Origin of the sequence: Nocardia sp. NPDC052254, from assembly GCF_040679495.1 — a bacterium.
In the GTDB taxonomy this organism is placed as follows: domain Bacteria; phylum Actinomycetota; class Actinomycetes; order Mycobacteriales; family Mycobacteriaceae; genus Nocardia.
On the sequence record NZ_JBFAUW010000016.1, the window covers coordinates 86,993 to 106,806 of the forward strand.

At 68.3% G+C, this 19,814-nt stretch carries 21 protein-coding genes; 5 read left to right on the plus strand and 16 right to left on the minus strand.

Translation table 11 applies throughout. From position 1 onward, the window contains the following. Positions 1 to 40 precede the first annotated feature (40 nt). Positions 41 to 520, plus strand: coding sequence for a transcriptional regulator (locus AB0L57_RS28600; RefSeq protein ID WP_364968525.1), 480 nt, complete (start codon positions 41 to 43; stop codon positions 518 to 520). Positions 521 to 600: 80 nt separating this feature from the next. Next, positions 601 to 918: a DUF3817 domain-containing protein gene (locus AB0L57_RS28605; protein ID WP_364968621.1), complete on the plus strand. Its 318-nt coding sequence runs from the start codon at positions 601 to 603 to the stop codon at positions 916 to 918. A gap of 275 nt (positions 919 to 1,193) precedes the next feature. On the opposite strand, the gene AB0L57_RS28610 is transcribed toward AB0L57_RS28605, so the two are convergent. The 10 genes from AB0L57_RS28610 to clpS form a co-directional block, all read right to left on the minus strand. Further along, entirely contained in the window at positions 1,194 to 1,808 is a 615-nt protein-coding gene (locus tag AB0L57_RS28610; protein WP_364968528.1) for a non-canonical purine NTP pyrophosphatase, read from the minus strand. Next, a complete protein-coding gene (gene rph, locus AB0L57_RS28615; protein ID WP_364968532.1) occupies positions 1,808 to 2,575 on the minus strand; it encodes a ribonuclease PH in 768 nt (255 codons plus the stop codon). Before rph ends, AB0L57_RS28610 begins: the two co-directional genes overlap by 1 nt. Before the next feature lie 53 nt (positions 2,576 to 2,628). Continuing rightward, positions 2,629 to 3,393: a cyclic nucleotide-degrading phosphodiesterase gene (locus tag AB0L57_RS28620; RefSeq protein ID WP_364968624.1), complete on the minus strand. Its 765-nt coding sequence runs from the start codon at positions 3,391 to 3,393 to the stop codon at positions 2,629 to 2,631. Between the two features lie 69 nt (positions 3,394 to 3,462). Then, positions 3,463 to 4,224 (minus strand): rhomboid family intramembrane serine protease, encoded by a 762-nt coding sequence (locus AB0L57_RS28625; RefSeq protein WP_364968536.1) that lies wholly within the window; start codon positions 4,222 to 4,224, stop codon positions 3,463 to 3,465. A gap of 74 nt (positions 4,225 to 4,298) precedes the next feature. Next, entirely contained in the window at positions 4,299 to 5,261 is a 963-nt protein-coding gene (locus tag AB0L57_RS28630; protein WP_364968539.1) for a cysteine synthase, read from the minus strand. Positions 5,262 to 5,267: 6 nt separating this feature from the next. After that, positions 5,268 to 5,576, minus strand: coding sequence for a MoaD/ThiS family protein (locus AB0L57_RS28635; RefSeq protein WP_364968542.1), 309 nt, complete (start codon positions 5,574 to 5,576; stop codon positions 5,268 to 5,270). 54 nt (positions 5,577 to 5,630) lie between these two features. Then, a complete protein-coding gene (locus tag AB0L57_RS28640) occupies positions 5,631 to 6,053 on the minus strand; it encodes a M67 family metallopeptidase (protein ID WP_364968545.1) in 423 nt (140 codons plus the stop codon). A gap of 137 nt (positions 6,054 to 6,190) precedes the next feature. Further along, on the minus strand, positions 6,191 to 7,252 hold the full coding sequence (locus AB0L57_RS28645; RefSeq protein WP_364968548.1) for a P1 family peptidase: 1,062 nt from the start codon (positions 7,250 to 7,252) through the stop codon (positions 6,191 to 6,193). A 33-nt stretch (positions 7,253 to 7,285) separates the two neighbouring features. Next, positions 7,286 to 7,855 (minus strand): DUF2017 domain-containing protein, encoded by a 570-nt coding sequence (locus AB0L57_RS28650; protein WP_364968551.1) that lies wholly within the window; start codon positions 7,853 to 7,855, stop codon positions 7,286 to 7,288. Between the two features lie 22 nt (positions 7,856 to 7,877). Continuing rightward, positions 7,878 to 8,171: an ATP-dependent Clp protease adapter ClpS gene (gene clpS, locus AB0L57_RS28655; protein WP_364968627.1), complete on the minus strand. Its 294-nt coding sequence runs from the start codon at positions 8,169 to 8,171 to the stop codon at positions 7,878 to 7,880. Between the two features lie 249 nt (positions 8,172 to 8,420). Between clpS and AB0L57_RS28660 the strand changes: the two genes are divergently transcribed. Both AB0L57_RS28660 and AB0L57_RS28665 read left to right on the plus strand, forming a co-directional pair. Beyond that, complete coding sequence (locus AB0L57_RS28660; RefSeq protein WP_364968554.1) at positions 8,421 to 9,734, plus strand: nicotinate phosphoribosyltransferase; 1,314 nt, start codon at positions 8,421 to 8,423, stop codon at positions 9,732 to 9,734. Between the two features lie 34 nt (positions 9,735 to 9,768). Beyond that, positions 9,769 to 10,356 (plus strand): nicotinamidase, encoded by a 588-nt coding sequence (locus tag AB0L57_RS28665; protein WP_364968557.1) that lies wholly within the window; start codon positions 9,769 to 9,771, stop codon positions 10,354 to 10,356. Positions 10,357 to 10,394: 38 nt separating this feature from the next. On the opposite strand, the gene AB0L57_RS28670 is transcribed toward AB0L57_RS28665, so the two are convergent. Beyond that, positions 10,395 to 11,267 carry an alpha/beta hydrolase gene (locus AB0L57_RS28670; RefSeq protein WP_364968560.1) on the minus strand — a complete coding sequence of 291 codons (873 nt, stop codon included), beginning with the start codon at positions 11,265 to 11,267 and terminating at the stop codon, positions 10,395 to 10,397. 156 nt (positions 11,268 to 11,423) lie between these two features. Between AB0L57_RS28670 and AB0L57_RS28675 the strand changes: the two genes are divergently transcribed. Continuing rightward, complete coding sequence (locus tag AB0L57_RS28675) at positions 11,424 to 13,499, plus strand: ATP-dependent DNA helicase (RefSeq protein ID WP_364968563.1); 2,076 nt, start codon at positions 11,424 to 11,426, stop codon at positions 13,497 to 13,499. Between the two features lie 161 nt (positions 13,500 to 13,660). On the opposite strand, the gene AB0L57_RS28680 is transcribed toward AB0L57_RS28675, so the two are convergent. From AB0L57_RS28680 to AB0L57_RS28700, 5 genes are all read right to left on the minus strand, one after another. Then, entirely contained in the window at positions 13,661 to 14,191 is a 531-nt protein-coding gene (locus AB0L57_RS28680; protein WP_364968566.1) for a DoxX family protein, read from the minus strand. A gap of 119 nt (positions 14,192 to 14,310) precedes the next feature. Then, on the minus strand, positions 14,311 to 15,672 hold the full coding sequence (locus AB0L57_RS28685; RefSeq protein WP_364968569.1) for an NCS2 family permease: 1,362 nt from the start codon (positions 15,670 to 15,672) through the stop codon (positions 14,311 to 14,313). A gap of 108 nt (positions 15,673 to 15,780) precedes the next feature. After that, complete coding sequence (locus tag AB0L57_RS28690) at positions 15,781 to 16,218, minus strand: hypothetical protein (RefSeq protein ID WP_364968572.1); 438 nt, start codon at positions 16,216 to 16,218, stop codon at positions 15,781 to 15,783. 79 nt (positions 16,219 to 16,297) lie between these two features. Next, entirely contained in the window at positions 16,298 to 18,955 is a 2,658-nt protein-coding gene (gene glgP / locus AB0L57_RS28695; RefSeq protein WP_364968575.1) for an alpha-glucan family phosphorylase, read from the minus strand. A gap of 60 nt (positions 18,956 to 19,015) precedes the next feature. Further along, entirely contained in the window at positions 19,016 to 19,777 is a 762-nt protein-coding gene (locus AB0L57_RS28700; RefSeq protein WP_364968578.1) for a dienelactone hydrolase family protein, read from the minus strand. Positions 19,778 to 19,814 lie beyond the last annotated feature (37 nt).

A 19,814-nucleotide genomic window follows, 5' to 3' on the forward strand; every position in this document is an offset into this window, starting at 1 on the left:
CACACTACGGCCGGTGTAGTAGACAGGTACCGTGGTAGGCGTGCCCGCTCCCCACCGCCGCCCGGCTCTGATCATCTTGGTGATCGTGGCCACGCTGGCCTGCCTGGGACTGGGCTGGTGGCAATGGGGACGCTTCGAATCCTCGACCGGAACCGGGCAGAACCTCGGCTACGCGTTGCAGTGGCCGCTGTTCGCCGGCTTCGTGGTGTTCGCCTATTTCCGTTTCGTACGGCTCGAACGCGATGCCGACTCCAGCGCCCGCGAAGCAACCGAAGCCGCCGACACCTCGGCCGAGCCGGTCGCGGAAACCTCCGCACCGGTCCGGCGCAAGATCAAATCCGTTGCGCCGCGCGAGATCCCGGCGGGCATTCTCCCCGAACGGCCGACCGCTGCCCGTGACGACGATCCGGTTCTGGCCGAGTACAACAAATACCTTGCCGATCTGCACGCGCAGGATGTGCGCGAGCGGATGCACGCCGTCGGACTCGACGGCACCGACACCGAGAGGAGAGCCGGTTGAGCGAGCAGCCCAGCACCCCGGCCGCCACCACCGCCGCTCCGGCCCCCGCCGCCGCGCGACCCGCACGCGATACCGGTCGCATCCGCTCGGCCCTGACCCGCTACCGGGTGCTCGCCTACATCACCGGCGTCTGGCTGCTGCTGTTGTGCGCGGAGATGGTGTACAAGTACCTGCTGCTCGACGACAGCAGCAAGGCGCCGCACTGGCTGTTCTACGTCGGCCAGATCCACGGCATCTTCTACATGCTGTACCTGGTGTTCACCATCGACCTCGGCATCAAGACCCGCTGGAAGCCGGCGACCTTGGTGATCACCGCGCTCGCCGGCACCATCCCGTTCCTGTCGTTCGTCTGCGAGCACTACCGCACCCGCCAGGTGCGCGAAGAATTCCTGAGCTGACCCGCCTCTCCGGGGATCTAGGCCAGATTCAGGATTCGGGAGAGCCGCGTCGGCGTGCGGCGGTCGCCACGGTGGCCTGGTCAGCTCGTACCCGGTGAGTTACCCATGTTCTCGCTGAATCGGTTGCCACCTGGCACGTGGTCTTTCCATGGCGATCGTTTTCGCCACTCGAGTGATCAGCGACCCGTGCGGGCCCCGACCGATGGCCGGCCGGGGTCCGCACGCCGCTTCTCAGCCTGATGCTCGAAGGCTCAGTATCGAACGCGCCAGCAGCGTCAGCCCTCGGGTTTTGCCAGTTCGGCCAAGGCCGGGAGCAGCGCGCGCAGGGCTCGGCCGCGGTGCGAGGCCGCGTCCTTGTCGGCCGGAGACAGCTGGGCCGCGGAGACGGTTCCGCCGTCCGGGACGAACAGCGGGTCGTAGCCGAAGCCACCCTCACCCTGTGGCTTTCGCGCGATGGCGCCGGGCCATTCGCCGAGAGTCACGACCTCCCGGCCGTCGGCGACCAGTGCGCACGCCGACACGAACCGGGCGCCCCGGCGCTCGTCGGGCACATCCGCCAGCTGGGCCAGCAGTAGTTCGTTGTTGGCCGGGTCGTCGCCGTGGCGGCCGGACCAGCGCGCCGACAGCACACCGGGCATGCCGTTGAGCGCATCCACGGCGATACCGGAATCGTCTGCGACACAAGCCAATCCGGTCGCCGCCGCCCCGTCGCGCGCCTTGGCCAGGGCATTCTCCTCGAACGTCGCCCCGGTTTCGGGTGCCTCCGGGAAGGGGGGCACCTCGTCCAGCCCGACGACCTCGATACCGGCCACCCCCGCTTCGGCGAGGATGCGGCGCAGTTCGCCGAGCTTCTTGGCGTTGCGGCTGGCGACCAGTACCCGGCGCGCCACTACTTCTTCTTCTCGCTCGGTTCGGGCAGGCGACCCGGGTACGGCAGGGCCAATGCCTGCTTCTGCACCTCGAACAACTGCTCACAGCCGGCCAGCGCCGAATCCAGCAGCTTGTCCAGGGTCGATCGCGGGAACGTCGCGCCCTCACCGGTGCCCTGGATCTCGACCAGGGTGCCGGTATCGGTGGCGACCACGTTCATATCGACCTCGGCGCGCGAATCCTCCTCGTAGGGCAGATCCAGGCGCACCCGGCCGTCCACCACACCGACACTCACCGCGGCGATCATGCACGAGATCGGCTGCGGATCGGCCAGCCGCCCGGCCGCGGCCAGACAGGTGACGGCATCCGACAGGGCCACGTACGCGCCGGTGATGGCCGCGGTGCGGGTGCCGCCGTCGGCCTGCAGGACATCGCAGTCGATGGCGATGGTGTTCTCACCGATCGCGGCCAGGTCGATGCACGCACGCAGTGACCGGCCGACCAATCGGCTGATCTCCTGTGTGCGCCCGCCGACCTTGCCCTTCACCGACTCCCGCCCGCTGCGGGTGTGGGTGGCCGCCGGCAACATCGCGTATTCGGCTGTGAGCCAGCCCAATCCGGAATCGCGCCGCCACGGGGGCACCCCCTCGGTCACACTCGCGGTGCACATGACCCGCGTCTGACCGAATTCGACCAGTACCGAACCCGCCGGATGCGTGGTGAATCCCCGGGTGATCCTTACCTCGCGGAGTTCGTCGTCCGCTCTGCCATCGGCTCGTCTAGACACCACGCCAGCCTAAGGGATGGGTCCGGCCGATCTGCCCGGACGGTGTGCGGGAGTCAGATTTCGACGACCTCACCGGGCGATACCGCATGCACCGGGCCGCTGAACTGCTCCTTCGCCTCGGCGATGACATCCTCGCGCGAGGTCCACGGCGGGATGTGGGTCAGCAGCAGCTCGCCGACACCCGCACGCGCGGCGATCATTCCGGCCTCCGTACCCGAAAGGTGGATTCCGGGCGGCCGATTGGCCGGGTCGTGGGTCCACGACGCCTCCGACAGCAGAATGTCGGCGCCCTGCGCCAGCTCGAAGACCGCATCGCACAACGCCGTATCGCCGGTGTAGACCAGAACCCGGCCGGAGGCCGTGGTGATCCGCAGGCCGTAGGACTCCGGCGGGTGGTACATCCGGCGGGCCAGGACGGTGTTGCCCGAGCCGAAGGGGACCTCCCGCCCCTCTTCCCACGCCCGCATGTCGATCACGTCCGACCAGTCGTCGCATTCGCCGCCGATCTCCGCGGAGGCGTTACCGATCCGCAGCGCCGAATCCGACGGGCCGTGCACGATCGCCTTCCCGCTCGGCGGATTCGGGTGATAACGCCGCCACACCAGCAGTCCGGGCATATCCAGACAGTGGTCGGCATGCAGGTGGGTCAGGAAGATGTCGACCTCACCCGGATCCAGGTGGCGCTGCAGCGCGCCCAGCACACCCGGTCCGAAATCGATCACGGTGGGGGTGATGTCAGGACCGGTCAGGAGATAGCCCGACGCAGGGGAATCCGGGCCGGACACACTGCCCGAACACCCGAGGACGGTGAGGCGCATTCCCCCATGCTGCCACGCTGCATTATCGCTCAACTGGGGATCCCCCAAATCGCCGGCCGAGTTCCGCGGTCACCCCGACGATGCGAGGCGGCCGGCACTCTCCCCGCGACGGTGGCGACGTTCATTCGAGGAGAGTACCCAGCCGGCCAGCAATCCACCCAACGCGCCGAAAAGGTGGCCTTGCCAAGAGATTCCGGGCTGTCCGGGCAGCACACCCCACAGAATCGAACCGTAGAGCAGGCCCACGACCAGGCCCAGCCCGATCTGCCAGAGGTTGCGGGTGAACAGCCCGCGGGAGATGAGATAGGTGAGCCAGCCGAACACCAGAACCGATGCGCCGAGGTGCAACGAGCCGGAGGCTCCGGTGAGCCAGGTACCGATTCCGGCCACCACCCAGATGACGGCGGTGGCGGCCAGCCCGCGCCCGATACCGGTGAGCAGGGTCAGCAGCCCCAGTACGATCACCGGCAGCGTGTTGCCGAGCAGATGCGCCCAGTTCGCGTGCAGGACCGGGGCGAACAGGATGCCATCCAGCCCCGCGGCGGTGCGCGGCTTCACACCCGCCTGATCCAGGTCGTGTGAGGTGACCGAATCCACGCCCTCGATCGCGTACAGCAGTGCGACGAAGGCGAGTGTCATCGCAATCGCGCGCTGCCACAACAGTTTCAGTGCGGCCGTCCGGCCGGGTTCGGCCGGCGCAGCGGCGGGCGGGACCGGCTGGGGCGGAACGCTCGAACCCGCCGGTGCCTGCGCGGACTTCTCCAGCTGGGCACGCAGCGCCGCGATCCGATCCGGATCGAAGGATGCGCCCATCTGCTCGGCCACGGCCATCACCTCCTGGCGGGACCGACCGGCCCCTCATGATTTCGAGGGTACCGCCACGGCGCCACGCCCAACCGGTTCCATCAAGCCCAGAGCTGGCCTTCGAGCCGCTCCTCCGCCTCTTCCAGAGTTCCGTCGTACGCCCCGGTCGACAGGTATTTCCAGCCACCGTCGGCGACCACGAACGCGATATCGGCCCGGGTACCCGCGCGCAGCGCCTTCGCGCCCACCCCGAGGGCGGCGTGCAGGATCGCGCCGGTCGAGATGCCGGCGAAGATGCCCTCCTCGAGAACCAGTTCCCGGGTCCGGCGTACCGCATCGTAGGGTCCGACGGAGAAGCGAGAGGTCAGCACCTTTTCGTCGTAGAGCTCGGGAATGAAGCCCTCGTCGATGTTGCGCAGGCCGTAGACCAGTTCACCGTAACGAGGTTCGGCGGCGACGATCTGGATGTCCGCGAGGTGCTCGCGCAGATAGCGGCCGGTGCCCATCAGGGTGCCGGTGGTACCCAGACCCGCCACGAAATGAGTGATCTCGGGCAGATCGGCCAGGATCTCCGGCCCGGTGCCCCGATAGTGGGCCTCGGCATTGGCGGGGTTGCCGTACTGGTACAGCATCACCCAGTCCGGGTGCTCGGCAGCGATCTCCTTGGCCCGGGCCACCGCTTGATTCGACCCGCCCGCGGCCGGGGAGTCGATGATCTCGGCACCGAACATGGTCAGCAGCTGCCGCCGCTCGACCGAGGTGTTCTCCGGCATCACACAGACCAGGCGATACCCCTTGAGCTTGGCCGCCATGGCCAGCGAGATCCCGGTATTACCACTGGTCGGCTCGAGAATCGTGCATCCGGGTCGCAGCAGGCCCTTCGCCTCGGCCTCCTCGATCATCCGCAATGCCGGGCGGTCCTTGATGGAACCGGTCGGATTGCGGTCCTCGAGCTTGGCCCACAACCGCACATGGTCGTCACCGTCCCACTTCGGCGACAGGGTCCGCAGACCCACCAGCGGGGTGTTGCCGAGGGTCTCGATCAGCGATTCGTAACGTGCCACGACGGATCAGCGGTCGAGTGGACCGGCGGCGATGTGGTCCGCGGCGCCTCCGGCGACGGCGGGCAGGATGGTCACCGACCCGTTCGCCGGGACCTCGGCCGCGAGGCCGCCCGCGAAACGCACGTCCTCGTCGTCGACATAGATGTTGACGTAGCGGTTCAGCTTGCCGTCGGACAGCAGGCGCTGTTCGAGACCGGGGAAGTTGGTCTCCAGATCGCCGATCACCTCGGCGAGGGTGGAACCGGTCGCCTGGACCCGCTTCTCACCTCCGGTGAGGGTGCGCATGATGGTCGGGATGGACACGGTTACCGACATGGGTACTCCTGTTTCTTCGGGTCGGGTCCACCGGAACTCCGGTGGACGCCGGGCTCAGTCCTCGGGATACGCGGACACGATCTGAACGGGTTCCTCGGTGACCACACCGTCGAGGATCCGGTAGCTGCGCAGCTCGTGCTCTTCGGGGTCGCGGGTCGACACCAGCACGTAGTGGGCGTTGGGCTCGGAGGCGTACGAGATGTCGGTGCGGCTGGGGTAGGCCTCGGTGGCGGTGTGCGAGTGGTAGATCACCACCGGTTCCTCGTCGCGATCGTCCATCTCGCGCCAGACCCGCAACTGCTCACCGGAGTCGAACCGGTAGAAGGTGGGCGAGCGCTCGGCGTTGATCATCGCCACGAAACGTCGCGGACGATCCGAACCCTCGGCACCGGCGATCACACCACACGCCTCGTCGGGATGATCGGCACGGGCGTGCGCGACCATCGCATCCACGAGATCGGCCCTGATCACCAGCACTGTTCGCATCCTTCCACTCACGCACGTGGCAACGACCGCCCCGTGGGAACCATCGCTGCCGTCAACGGCCCACGATATTCGGCTATTCCCCACCACCGGCCGACCGGCCCCTGGTATAGGGATGCGCGGCGCGGGACTCAGCGGTCGAACAGTTCCCGGTAGGACGGTATCCCCGCGACCGGCCGCGCCTGCAGCACCGCGTCCACGATCGCGCGCTCCACGCAGACCGCCGCCGCCGTGCACAACTCGTCGAGCAGCAGCAGATCCGGCGGAAAGGCCGGTGGGAGCGCACTGTTCGCTTCCGGCGCCCCCGCACCGGTGGCCAGGGCGAACAGGGTGTCTCCGTCGAGCGGGGAGTGCGCGGGTCGAATCGCGCGGGCCAGGCCGTCGTGCGCGGTGACGGCCAACCGGCGGCAGCCCGCCGGATCCAACGCGGCGTCGGTGGCCACCACACCGATGGTGGTGTTGAGAACCGTGCCCTTCACCGGCAGCGCGTTCGCCCTCGCCAGCGCCTCGGTGGTCGGCGGTGTCAGCCCGAAGCGATCCGGGCCGTCGGTTCCCGCACCCCACGGAAGTCCGGTCCGCGGGTCGAAGACCGAACCGACCGGATTGGCGACCACCAGGGCGCCCACGGTGTGTCCGGCTGCCGCGCCGTCGGTGAAACGCACACTGGCCGTGCCGATTCCGCCCTTGATCGACCCCGCGCGAGCGCCCGCTCCGGCACCCACACTGCCACGCTCGACGGTGTCGCTCGCCGATTCCGTCGCGCGATAACCGAATTCGGCGTCCGGCCGGATGTCCCAGGCCCCGACCGGGAGATCGAAGATCACCGCACCGGGCACGATGGGCACGACCCGCGCCGGATCGGCCGGGTCCATCGGAATGCCCTCGCGGTGTTCCTCCAGCCAGCGCATCACACCGTCGGCGGCGGCCAGGCCGTAGGCGCTACCACCGGTGAGCAGTACCGCGTGCACCTGCCGGACGGTGTGGCCGGGATCGAGCAGATCGGTCTCCCGGGTTCCCGGTCCCCCGCCGCGCACATCGACCGAGGCCGTCGCACCGCCGGGAACCCGGACCACGGTGCAGCCGGTCGCGGCGCCGGCGCCGAGCGTGGCGCCGGGATCGAGCCGATGATGGTGGCCGACCAGCACTCCCGCCACGTCGGTGATCGAATTACGGGGTCCCGCAGTGGAATTCACAGTTCCTCCCGAGAAGGGCGCCGGTTCGCGAGATCAGGGCGCGAGGGCGTGCAGTAGGGAATCCTGCATCCAGGTGAGCCAGTGATAGACGTCCAGATGGGGTGCGCGCGGATCCTCCGGGTCGAGCTGGTCCGGCGTATCGGCATCGATCCCCAGTGCGGTGCCCAATGCCAGGCGCACATCATTGAGAGCATTGAGCCAGGCATCGGCCTGTTCCGGCGTGAGCACGATCTTGCCGCCGCGCTCGGGCAGCGTCTCGAGGACGACCGTGCCCGCGGCCACCTTGGCATCGATGATCTCGGGTTCGTGCAGACTACGCAGCGCGCTGTTGATGTCGGCGCGATCGGCGTCCGGGGAGCCGGGCTCCTTGCGGTGGAATTCGGGCAGCAACCGGGCCAGCCTCGGGTCCTCGGGCGGTGTGCTGTTACCGGTACGAAGGCCGGTCAGCGCCGCGAGGTCGTCTTCGGGGGCCGAGCCGGCTCGGTCGGTGAGCAGCCCGGTGACCGCCCCGACGAGCGAACGCAGCACATCGGCTTCCCGCGGGTCCATCTCCGACCGCAGCTTGAGCCCGCTCAGCGAGTTCTTCCTGCTCCACTTGCGCACGGAGCTACCGTAGCCGCCGCCGTCACTCGTCACGCTGCATGGTCGCCCAGAGTCCCGCGGCATGCAGACGTTGCACATCGTGCTCCATCCGATCCCGCGACCCCGACGACACCACCGCCTTACCCTCGTTGTGCACCTGCAGCATCAATTCGGTTGCCTTGGCTTTGCTGTAGCCGAACAGCTTCTGAAAGATGTAGGTGACGTAGTGCATCAGATTCACCGGGTCGTCCCAGACCACGGTGACCCACGGCCGGTCCTCGGCCTCCAGGATCTCGGTGGACTCGACCGCTTCCGGCGTGGCCTGTGCCGCCGACAACGCTGCGGTCGCGACGCACACCCGGCCGCGCGGTCCGGCCGCCGCCGTGTCCTGCGGGCCCGTCGCTCGCGCCGCCGCCTGGTTCGCGCCGGCCGGACCGGCTGCGATCCGGACAGCGTCTCTCATGCACAGACCCATAACCTTCAGAGTACGACTCGACTCCGAATAAACAACACCCGCGCCGACCGGGCGCTCGAGCATCCGGCACCACGCCACCCACCGTCCGGCCGGTATGTCTACAGTGACCGCGTGGACACCTCCGCTACCGGCGTGAGCACAGCCCTGCTGACCGACCAGTACGAGCTCACCATGCTCGCGGCCGCCCTGGCCGACGGTTCGGCGCAGCGGCAGTGCACCTTCGAAGTATTCGCTCGACGATTGCCGCATGGTCGTCGCTACGGCGTCGTCGCCGGTACCGACCGGTTGCTCACCGCACTGCGGGACTTCCGGTTCGGCGAACCGGAACTCGCCGTCGCGGCCCGTTTCCTGGATGAGCGGACGCTGACCTGGTTGCGCGAATTCCGCTTCGGCGGCGATATCGACGGCTACCTCGAGGGTGACCTCTACTTTCCGGGATCACCGATTCTGTCGGTACGCGGCACCTTCGCCGAATGCGTCGTGCTCGAGACGCTGATCCTGTCGATTCTCAACCACGACAGCGCGATCGCCGCCGCGGCGGCGCGGATGGTGAGCGCGGCGGCCGGGCGCCGGATGATCGAAATGGGTTCGCGCCGCACCCACGAACAAGCCGCACCGGCCTGTGCCCGGGCCGCGTATCTGGCCGGTTTCGACGCCACCTCGAATCTGGAAGCGGTGCGGCGCTACGGAATTCCCGGCGCGGGCACCAGCGCGCACGCCTTCACCCTGCTGCACAGCGGATCGGACGGGCAACACGAGGCGGCCGCCTTCCGCAGCCAGATCGATACACTCGGAATCGGAACCACACTGCTGGTCGACACCTTCGACATCACCGCCGGCGTGGCGCGGGCGATCGAGGTCGCCGGACCGGAACTGGGCGGTGTGCGTATCGATTCCGGCGATCTGGGCGTACTGGCCCGGCAGGTGCGCGAGCAACTCGACGCACTCGGCGCCACCCGGACCCGCATCGTGGTCTCCGGCGACCTGGACGAGTACGCGATCGCCGCACTGCGCGCCGAACCGGTCGACGTCTACGGCGTCGGCACCTCACTGGTCATCGGTTCAGGTGCGCCGACAGCCGGGATGGTCTACAAACTCGTCGAGGTCGAGGGGGTCCCGGTCGCCAAGCGCAGCAGCCACAAACAGTCGCGCGGCGGCACCAAGCGTGCGGTGCGCCTGTCGCGCGGCACCGGCACCATCGTGGAGGAGATCGTGTATCCAGCCGGTTCACCGCGGCCCGGCGGCAACGGTCACCAGGTTCGGGATCTGCTGGTCCCGCTGATCCGCGCGGGCGAACCTGCCGCCGATTCACCGCCGCTGGCGTCCTCGCGGGAACTGGTGTCGCGCGGGCTGATCAGCCTGCCGTGGGAGGGATTGAAGCTGTCGGCGGGCGAACCGGCCGTGCCCACGACGTTCGTACAATGAATACGAGGCGGTCGTCGCGGAACGAGGTGGGGACATGAGCAGAGCACTCATCGTCGTCGATGTGCAGAACGATTTCTGTGAGGGCGGTTCCCTCGCGGTCACCGGTGGTGCCGCGGTCGCGAGACGGATCAGCGACCACCTGGCCGCACACGCCGGCGACTATGCCGCCGTGGCCGCCACCCGCGACTTCCACATCGATCCGGGCGCCCATTTCTCCGATCGGCCCGATTATGTGGACAGCTGGCCGCCGCACTGCCGGGTCGGTACGCCCGGTGCGGATTTCCATCCGGATCTGGACGTCTCCGCCGTCGAGGAGGTGTTCTCCAAAGGCGCCTACAGTGCCGCCTATTCCGGATTCGAGGGTTTCGCCGAGAACTCGGCCGAACTGGCGCAATGGTTGCGCGACAAGGGAATCGACAGCGTGGATATCTGTGGTATCGCCACCGATCACTGTGTCCGCGCCACCGCCGTCGATGCCCGCGAAGCCGGACTGTCGACCCGAGTGCTGCTGGATCTCACCGCGGCGGTCTCCCCCGCGACGGTGGACATCGCCCTGGACCGGCTCCGCGCGGCCGGGGTGGAATTGTCCGGCAGTCTGCCCGCGGCGGACGACAACCGGTGATTCGCACCCGGTCCTGAATTCGGGACGGCTCCACGACGTCACCCGTGCCGATCGCTCCCCAGGAATTCCGTGAGTGCGGCGGCGACCGCCGTGGGGTTCTCCACCTGCGGATAGTGCCCGGTCGCCGGTGCGGCGTCCAGGACCTCGAACCGGGCGTGCGGTAGCCGTTCACGCAATCGCGGCAGTAGATGCCCGCCACTGATCGGATCGGCCGGACCCCAGACGAAAAGCATGGGGCCGGAATAGGATTCGAGAGACCGCTGCCAACGTTCGGCATGGGCACGCCGCTCCGCGTGATAGCGATTGAGCCCCCACTGCACCCGGCGGCCACCGTTGTCCGACAGTGCCAGCCACATCTGATGCAGGTCCGCGTCGGCGACCGGGCGGCCGAGGATGCGGCGCAACGAAGGACGGAATGTCCGCTCCGACATGAGTGGCCCCAGCAGCTTGCCCGCCGGTGAGATCATCAGGCGCTGAATCGGTAACGGGCGGTACAGGTCCGGGTACAGGCCACCGTTCAACCAGGCGGTGCGAACCACGCGCGCACTGTCGCGAGCCAGCAGCTCCTGCGCGACGCTCACCCCGTAGTCGTGTGCCACCAGTGCCGTGTCGGTGATGCCCAGTCGCTCCCAGAGCCGTTCGACGAGGGTGGCCTGTTCGGTCAGCCGGTAGTCGTGGTCGCGCGGCCGGTCACTGGCGCCGAAACCGAGAAAGTCCAGTGTCGTCACCCGGCAACCGGATTCGACGAGTGCCGGCAGTACCGGAACCCAGTCGTGCGAGGAGGTCGGATATCCGTGCAGCAGCGTGACCGGCCGGCCACCGGCCGGACCGTCCTGGCGGTGGAAGATTCGGTGACCACCCAGTTCGAGATGCGATCCCCCGGCGACCCACGTGCGATAGTCCGGCTCCACCTGAACCTCCTCGCGCCCGCACCCGCGCGGGCTACCGCAACCCTACCGAGCGGACCGGCGAGCTTGGGGGCGCCGCCGGTCGGCGAACGCGACGTTCGCGATCCGCCGGCACCGCCGGTCGGCCAGGTTGTCGGGGCGGGGCGCTAGTCTGCCTTCGTGCCAGAACTCCCGCCCGTACCGACCCTGTTGGCGACCGCCGTGGAAGCGCTCGGCGGTACGGCGCGCACCGGTCAGCAGACCATGTCGGCCGCGGTGGCGCATTCCATCGACACCAAGGAGCATCTGGCCATCCAGGCCGGAACCGGCACCGGCAAGTCACTGGCGTACCTGGTGCCGAGCCTGCGACACGCGGTGGAGAGCGGCCGCACGGTGGTGGTGTCCACCGCGACCATCGCCCTGCAGCGCCAGCTGGTGGACCGCGATCTGCCCCGGCTGGCCCAGGCCCTGGAGAAGCCGCTGGGCCGGCGTGCCCGGTTCGCGATCCTCAAGGGCCGCAACAACTATCTGTGCCTGCACAAGATCAACAGCATCGCTCCGGACGAGCCACCGGAAACCGAACTGTTCGACGCGTTCGCCATCTCCCGGCTCGGCCGTGAGGTGCAGCGGCTCAACGAATGGGCCTCCGACACCGAGACCGGCGACCGCGACGAACTCGTCCCCGGCGTCACCGATCGGGCGTGGCGTCAGGTCAGCGTCTCGGCCCGCGAATGTCTGGGCAAGGGGCGCTGCCCGTTCGGCACCGACTGTTTCGCCGAACGCGCACGCGCCGAATCCGGGCAGGCCGATGTGGTGGTCACCAACCACGCGCTGCTGGCCATCGACGCCATCAGCGGTATCCAGGTGCTGCCCGAACACGATGTGGTGGTCATCGACGAGGCCCACGAACTGGTCGACCGAGTCACCGGCGTGGCCACGGCGGAACTGTCCACCGCCACCATCACCGCGGCGGCCAAACGCTGCACCAAACTCGTCGACGAGGGAGAGCTCGATCGGCTCGAGGGTGCCGCGGAGGCCTGGCACGAGCTGCTCGAGGATCTTCCGCCGGGCCGCTGGGCCGATCTGCCGCCCGGTGGCACCCAGGTACTCGCGTTGCTGCGCGATGCCGCGTGGACCGTCCGGACCGCTCTGGCACCGCCCGGTTCCAGTGCGCCGCAAGGTGATCCGGAGGCCGCGGCGGCCCGCAACATGGCGGTGGCGGCGATCGAGGAGGTGCACGATACGGCCGTCCGCGCGCTGACGGCCTTCGAGGAACCCGATGCTGCGGCCCGGCGTGATGTGCTGTGGCTGGCCGTGGACGAGGTGCGCGGGGTCGCACGGCGCACGCTGCACATGGCACCGCTGTCGGTGGGCGGATTGCTGCGCAACCGACTGTTCGGAGCCTCGACCGTGGTCCTGACCTCCGCCACCCTGCAGGTCGGCGGTTCCTTCGACGGCTTGGCCGCGACCTGGGGCCTGCCACCGCACACGACCGGCACCCGTGAACCCGCCGATTCCATTCGCCGCGTGGACCCGGATCTGGCCAACGGCGCCGAGGCACCCTCCGATACCGGCTCGATGCGCTGGAACTCCCTCGATGTGGGTTCGCCGTTCGACCACGCCAAATCGGGAATTCTCTACGTCGCCGGGCACCTTCCCGCGCCCGGTCGCGACGGACTGGCCCCGGCGTACCTGGACGAGATCCAGCGTCTCGTGGAGGCCGCCGGCGGACGAACCCTGGGCCTGTTCTCTTCGATGCGCGCCGCCAAGGCCGCCACCGAAATCCTGCGCGAACGCCTCGACACCCCGATCCTGTGCCAAGGCGAGGACTCCACCGGCACCCTGGTCCGGCGCTTCGCAGAAGACCCGGCGACCTCGCTGTTCGGCACCCTGTCGCTGTGGCAGGGAGTCGACGTTCCCGGGCCGTCGCTGAGCCTGGTGATCCTGGATCGGATTCCGTTCCCACGTCCGGACGATCCGCTGCTGGTGGCGCGGCAGCAGGCCGTGCAATCACGCGGCGGGAACGGCTTCCTCGCCGTTGCCGCGAACCATGCCGCGCTACTGCTCGCCCAGGGCACCGGCAGGCTGCTGCGCAGTGTGAACGATCGGGGCGTGATCGCGATATTGGACCCGCGCCTGGTCACCGCGCGCTACGGCGGATACCTGCGGGCCTCCTTGCCGCCGTACTGGGAGACCTCCGATCCCGAAGTCGTCCTGAAGGCACTGCACCGGCTCAGCGCGGCAGCGGAAAACTGAACCAGATACGTGACACGCCGCACATGAACTGTGAAATAACTACCATTCGGAAGTACATTGGCGGGCGGTATGTCCGATGAACCCCCAATTCCCCATCGGATATGTCACGATCCCCACGTCGCGCCCCCTGCTCGCGACGTGGGGATTCTCCGTTCCACGCGCTATTTGACCAGTAGGGTCACCACCGCGGCGACCACTCCCACGACGACCGCGCCCACACCCCACACCAGCCCGTGACGCTGCCACAACCGACCGTGATCCAGCGAGAACCGGCCCGGACCGGTGAAGCCCAGCGCCACCGCGACCACCGCGAACAGCAGTGCGGATTCATATCCCGACAGCCCGCCCGACCAGGTCACATTCATCGCATTGATCATCGTGCCGAGCACGATCGCGGCCGCCAGCGGCGTCAGCAGGCCGAGGAACAACAGGCCACCGCCGACCGCCTCGCACAACCCCGCCAGGGTGGCGAAGAACTTCCCTGGGTCGTAGCCCATCTGCTGAAATCCCTGGGCCGTCGCGGACAGGCCGTACCCGTTGAACCAGCCGAACAACTTCTGGGTTCCGTGCACGAACAACAGGCCGCCGAAGACGACACGCAGGAGCAACAGGCCCACATCGGCCGCGGCGACATCGGCCGCGATGCGGAACTCGAACGGGCGGGCGGTGCGGGTCTCGGTCTCGGCGGTCATGATCATGGTCCTCACTCGTTAGTTGTGCGAAACAAAACGGACCGCGGTCCGATTGGTACCACGGGGCCCAACCGAGCACGGTTCAACACTTATTCCGTAGACGAGGGAGCCGCCCGCGATTAATCGGCGAGAAAGAAGAAGTACGAGAGGAAGATCGCCACCAGTACCCACATCACCGGATGCACCTCACGACCCCGGCGGCGCGCCACCATCACGATCGGATAGAACGTCAGGCCCATCGCGATCCCGTTGGCGATGGAGTACGTCAGCGGCATCATGATCACGGTGATGAATGCGGGAATCGCGTATTCGAGCCTGCTCCAGTCGATATCACCCAGTGCCCGCGACATCAGCACACCCACGACGATCAGAGCGGGAGCGGTCACCGCGGGCACATCCGCGACCACCGCGAAAACCGGGAAGAAGAACATGGCGATCAGGAACCAGCCCGCGGTGGACACCGCGGTCAATCCGGTCCGTCCGCCCGCGCTGACCCCGGCGGTCGATTCGACATAGGCGGTCGTGGTCGAGGTACCGATCACCGCGCCCGCGGCGGTGCCGATCGAATCGGCGGCGAACGCCTGCGCCGCCCGCGGCAGTTTGCCGTCGGCGCCCAGCAGCCCGGCCTGGTTCGCGATCCCGATCAGGGTGCCGGACGCATCGAAGAAATCGACGAACAGCATGGTCAGCACGACGATCGCCATCTGACCGGTGAAGGCGTGCGGCAGATTGACGATCGCCTGCCCGAAGGTCTGATCCAGTCCGTGCGGCAACGCCGCCACCTGATGTGGCAGATGCACCAGGCCGCTGACGATTCCCACCACGGTGGTGCAGACGATTCCGTACAGCACCGCGCCGTGCCAGCCCAGCACCAGGAACACCACGGTCACCACCAGGCCGAACAGCGCCAGCAGCGTGGTGCCCTCGGTGAAGTCGCCCAGGTGGACGAAGGTCGCCGGATCCGAGACCACCACCCCGGCGTTCTTGAGACCGAGAAAGGCCACGAACATCCCGATTCCCGCGCCGACAGCGAGTTTGAGCTGCAGCGGAATGGCATCGATGATCTTCTCCCGAATCCGGGTGACCGCCAGAACGAAGAAGATGATCCCCGACAGCAATGTTCCCGAGAGTGCGACCTGCCAGTCGATCCCCATCCCGAGCACCACCGAATAGGCGAAGAAGGCATTGAGCCCCATACCCGGCGCCAGCGCGATCGGATACCGCGCCCACACCCCCATCACCAGGGTGCCGACGACCGCGGCGACCGCGGTCGCGGTGAAGACCGCCTGAGTGGGGATGCCACGCGAACCGAGCTGCCCGTGATCGCCCAGCACCGAGGGATTGACCGCCAGCACATAGGACATCGCCAGAAAGGTCACCGTGCCGGCCATCAACTCGCGCCTCATCGTCGACCCGAGGCGGGAGACGCCGAAGTAGCGATCGAGGCGCCGACCGGAACGCGACAGGACGTCGATACTCATAGCTGTGCTCCACCCTCGCCCGGACCGACCGACTGTGGGAAAACCGTATCGGTCCCCGCCCCCGCCGTGCCATTCATCCGAGCTGACACGCGGCGCACGACGGCGCGGCTAGATGAGCAGCAGGGCCAGGACCATGAATGTCACCAGGCCCAGTGGGATCACCCCCACCAGGAACAGGATCACCGCCACCAGCGCGCCACCACCACCGGCCCGCTGGGGTGTGGTGCCGATCCGCGCGGAGGCGAAGGAGCCGACCGGCATCCGGTAGTGCACCGGGGTGCGCGCACCCGCCGCCGTATCGACCGTGAGCCGCGCGGGATGCAGCAGGGCACCGAACCGATTGATGTGGATCCCCACGTCGTGCCGGCCGGGAGGTACGGGAACCGCCCAATGCCCCCAGCCACGAGCGACCAGCATGCCGTCGACCAGCACTTCGGGGACGAGCGCCAGCAATGTGGACGACTCGATCCGCAGCGGCGCCACCACGTCGATGTCGAGCACCGCGAGCTGCCCGGTCTCCTCGAATACGGCGATGTCGGCACTCATCGGGCACCTCCGGTCCATGCTGTCACGTGTCACAGCATGGGCTGCCGGCCTTACCGGCACCTTGCGAAATCCCAGTGGTCTACGGACTCGCGGCAGCGACCAGCCCCAGTTCCGCGGCGCCGGAGAGCAATCGGTGCCGGGGCAGAATCCGCACGGTGTAACCGACGGCCCCCGACCGCGGCACCGGCGTGGTCACCGTGTACAGCTCGGTGCCCGAATCCGTTGCGGTGTGTGCCATCTCGACGACGACGGTATCGATCAGCTCGTCATCGGAGGAGACCCGGCCCAGTACCGCCTGCACCTCGACCTCCGCGGGTGACAGGCCGGCGAGATCGATCCGGGCACGCAGCGACAGCTCGGCACCGATCACCGGAATATCGGACAGGCCCGAACTGTCGACCTGCACGACCTTGACCTGCGGCCAGGCCGCATCGGCCCGGCGCCGGAATTCCGCCAGCTCCCGCGCCCCGGCGAAATCCGACGCCGCCACCGCCGCATACGATGCCGCGGCCGGAAAGTAGTAGCCGGTGGTGTAATCCCGCACCATCCGCGAGGCCAGCACCTTGGGGCCGAGCGTCCGCAGTGTGTGACGGACCATCTCCAGCCAGCGCGTGGGCAGGCCCGGATCGTCGCGTTCGTAGAAGCGCGGCAGGACCGAGCGTTCCAGCATCTCGTAGAGCGCGGCCGCCTCCAGATCATCGCGCCGGTGTTCGTCGCGAACCCCGTCCGCCGTCGGAATCGCCCAGCCGTTGTCGCCGTCGTACATCTCGTCCCACCAGCCGTCGCGGATGGACAGATTCAGCCCGCCGTTGAGTGCCGCCTTCATCCCCGAGGTCCCGCAGGCCTCGAGCGGGCGCAGCGGATTGTTCAGCCACACATCGCAACCCCAATACAGGTAGCGGGCCATCGACATGTCGTAATCGGGCAGGAACACGATGCGGTGGCGCACCGCCGGATCGTCGGCGAAGCGCACCACCTGCTGAATGAGCGCCTTGCCCCCGTCGTCGGCGGGGTGGCTCTTACCCGCCACCACCAGCTGGACCGGGCGCACCGGATCGAGCAGCAGCGCCCGCAGGCGGTCGGGATCACGCAGCATCAGGGTGAGCCGCTTGTAGGTGGGCACGCGCCGCGCGAAACCCACGGTGAGGACATCGGGATCGAAAACCTGTTCCACCCAGCCCAATTCGGCCGGCGCGGCACCGCGTTCGAGCCACGATTCGCGCACCCGGCGGCGCACTTCGGCGACCAGTTCGGCGCGCAGCGTCGTGCGGATCGACCACAGTTCGTCGAGATCCGCTTCCCGCAGTTGTTCCCAGCCCCGTGCCTCGGCGACCAGCTCCGGCCCGGCCACGTCCCGCGCGGTATCCATGGCGGCGCTACCGGGGCCATCCGTGGTCACGCGCGCCGCCTCCGCCGGGCCCGTCGCTCGCGCCGCGGCGTCGATCCACTCACGCGCCGACCAGGTCGGCGCGTGCACCCCGTTGGTGACCGATCCGATCGGCACCTCGGCCACATCGAACCCCGGCCACAGCGGCGCGAACATCGCCCGGCTGACCTCGCCGTGCAACTTCGACACTCCGTTGGCGCGCTGGGCAAGTCGTAAACCCAGATGAGCCATGTTGAACACCGACGGATCCGCCTCCCGCCCCAGCGCCAGGATCCGATCCACCGAGATACCCGGCAGCAGTGGAGATTCGCGATCCCCGTGGGTCCCCCCGAAGTAACGGCGTACCAGGGCGGCCGCGAACCGATCGATCCCCGCCGGAACGGGCGTATGGGTGGTGAACACGGTCGCCGCCCGGACAGCGGTGAGCGCGGAATCGAAATCCATTCCGCCCGACATGTATTCGCGAATCCGCTCGATCCCGAGAAAGCCGGCGTGCCCCTCGTTCATGTGCCACACGTCCGGATCGGGCAGACCACGCGCCCGGGTGTAGGCGCGCACCGCGCGCACTCCGCCGATCCCGGCCAGGATCTCCTGTTTGATGCGATGGTCCTGATCGCCGCCGTACAGCCGATCGGTCACCGCCCGCAACTCGGGATCGTTGTCGGCGATATCGGAATCCAACAGCAGCAACGGGATTCGCCCCACCTGCGCGATCCACACCTGAGCCCGCAACACCCGCCCCTCGGGCATGGGCACGTGGACGAGCACCGGCGCGCCCGCCTGTGTCAGCAGCCGCAGCGGCAATCCCTGCGGATCGAGGTCGGGATAGCGTTCGGCCTGCCAGCCGTCGGCGGTGAGCGATTGCCGGAAGTATCCGGATCGATACAGCAGCCCGACCCCGATCAGCGGCAGCCCCAGATCCGAGGCGGCCTTGAGGTGGTCTCCGGCCAGAATCCCCAGCCCGCCCGAGTAATTCGGCAGCACCTCGGTGACACCGAACTCCATCGAGAAGTACGCGATCCCGCCCAGCACCGGCGTCCCGGATGCCGCGGCGTGCTCACCGAACCAGCGTGGACGGCTGAGGTAGTCCTGCAGATCGGCCGCGGCGGCATCGACGGTCACGACATAGTCCGAATCGCCCGCCCATTCGTCGAGCCGGTCGGCGGCGACCTCACCCAGCATCCGCACCGGATCGCGGCCCACCCGCACCCACAGCTCGGGATCCAGCCGCGCGAACACATCCTGCGTGGGCCCGTGCCACGACCACCGGAGATTGGCGGCCAGCTCGCCGAGGGCGGCGAGCCGCTGCGGCAGATGGGCACGGACGGTGAATCGACGCAATGCCTTCACCGGTTAGACCCTACACGCCGGTTTTCGCCCGCCGAACCCGCTGACCTGGAGCGTAAGCGGCTATCCGCGCAGGGTGCGGTCGAGCAGCGCCAGCAGTTCGCGCCGATGCCGCTCATCGGCCGCACTGTTGTAGTCGGCGGTGTCGGACTGGGTGTAACCGTGATGCGCCCCGGCGTAGACCTCGGTGCGGTAGCGCAGTCCGGCCGCGGCGAGCGCCTTGTCGAAATTCTCGATCTGCTCGGGCGGCAGCGATCGATCCTGATCGGCATGTCCGAAATACATTTCCGCCGTGGCCTTCTCGACAGCCAGATGCGGGCTGTCGGCCCCGTCCACGACCAGACCCCCGGTGTGGAATCCGGCCACCGCCGCGATCCGGTCACCGAATGCGCCCGCGGTGTAGAGCGCGAGGCGCCCGCCCATGCAGTATCCGGCCGCGGCGACCGGGCCGTGCGCGGTGTGCTCGAAACCTTGCAACCAGTCCAGGTAGGCACCCGCATCGCGGGCCACGAGCTCCGGAGTGAGCTCGTGCATGGCCGGCAGGATCGTGCCGAACAGGTCCGGCCGCTGCCCCGGGTCGATGAATTCCGGCAGCTCGACGATCGGCGCCCGCCCGCGCCGATAGAACACATTGGGCACCAGGACCGTGTAACCCGCCGCGGCGATGTCGTCGGCCAGCGCGCGCAGCGCCGGGCGCAGTCCGAATGCGTCCATGTACAGCAGCACGCCGGGGTGTTTCCCGCCGTCCGCGGGATGGGTGACGTACGCGTCGGCTACACCGTCGGGTGTCGTGATCTCTACCGTCTGCCCCTGCACTGCCGTCATGCGAGATTCCCTTCTGCTGCCGCGGACAAGTCCACCG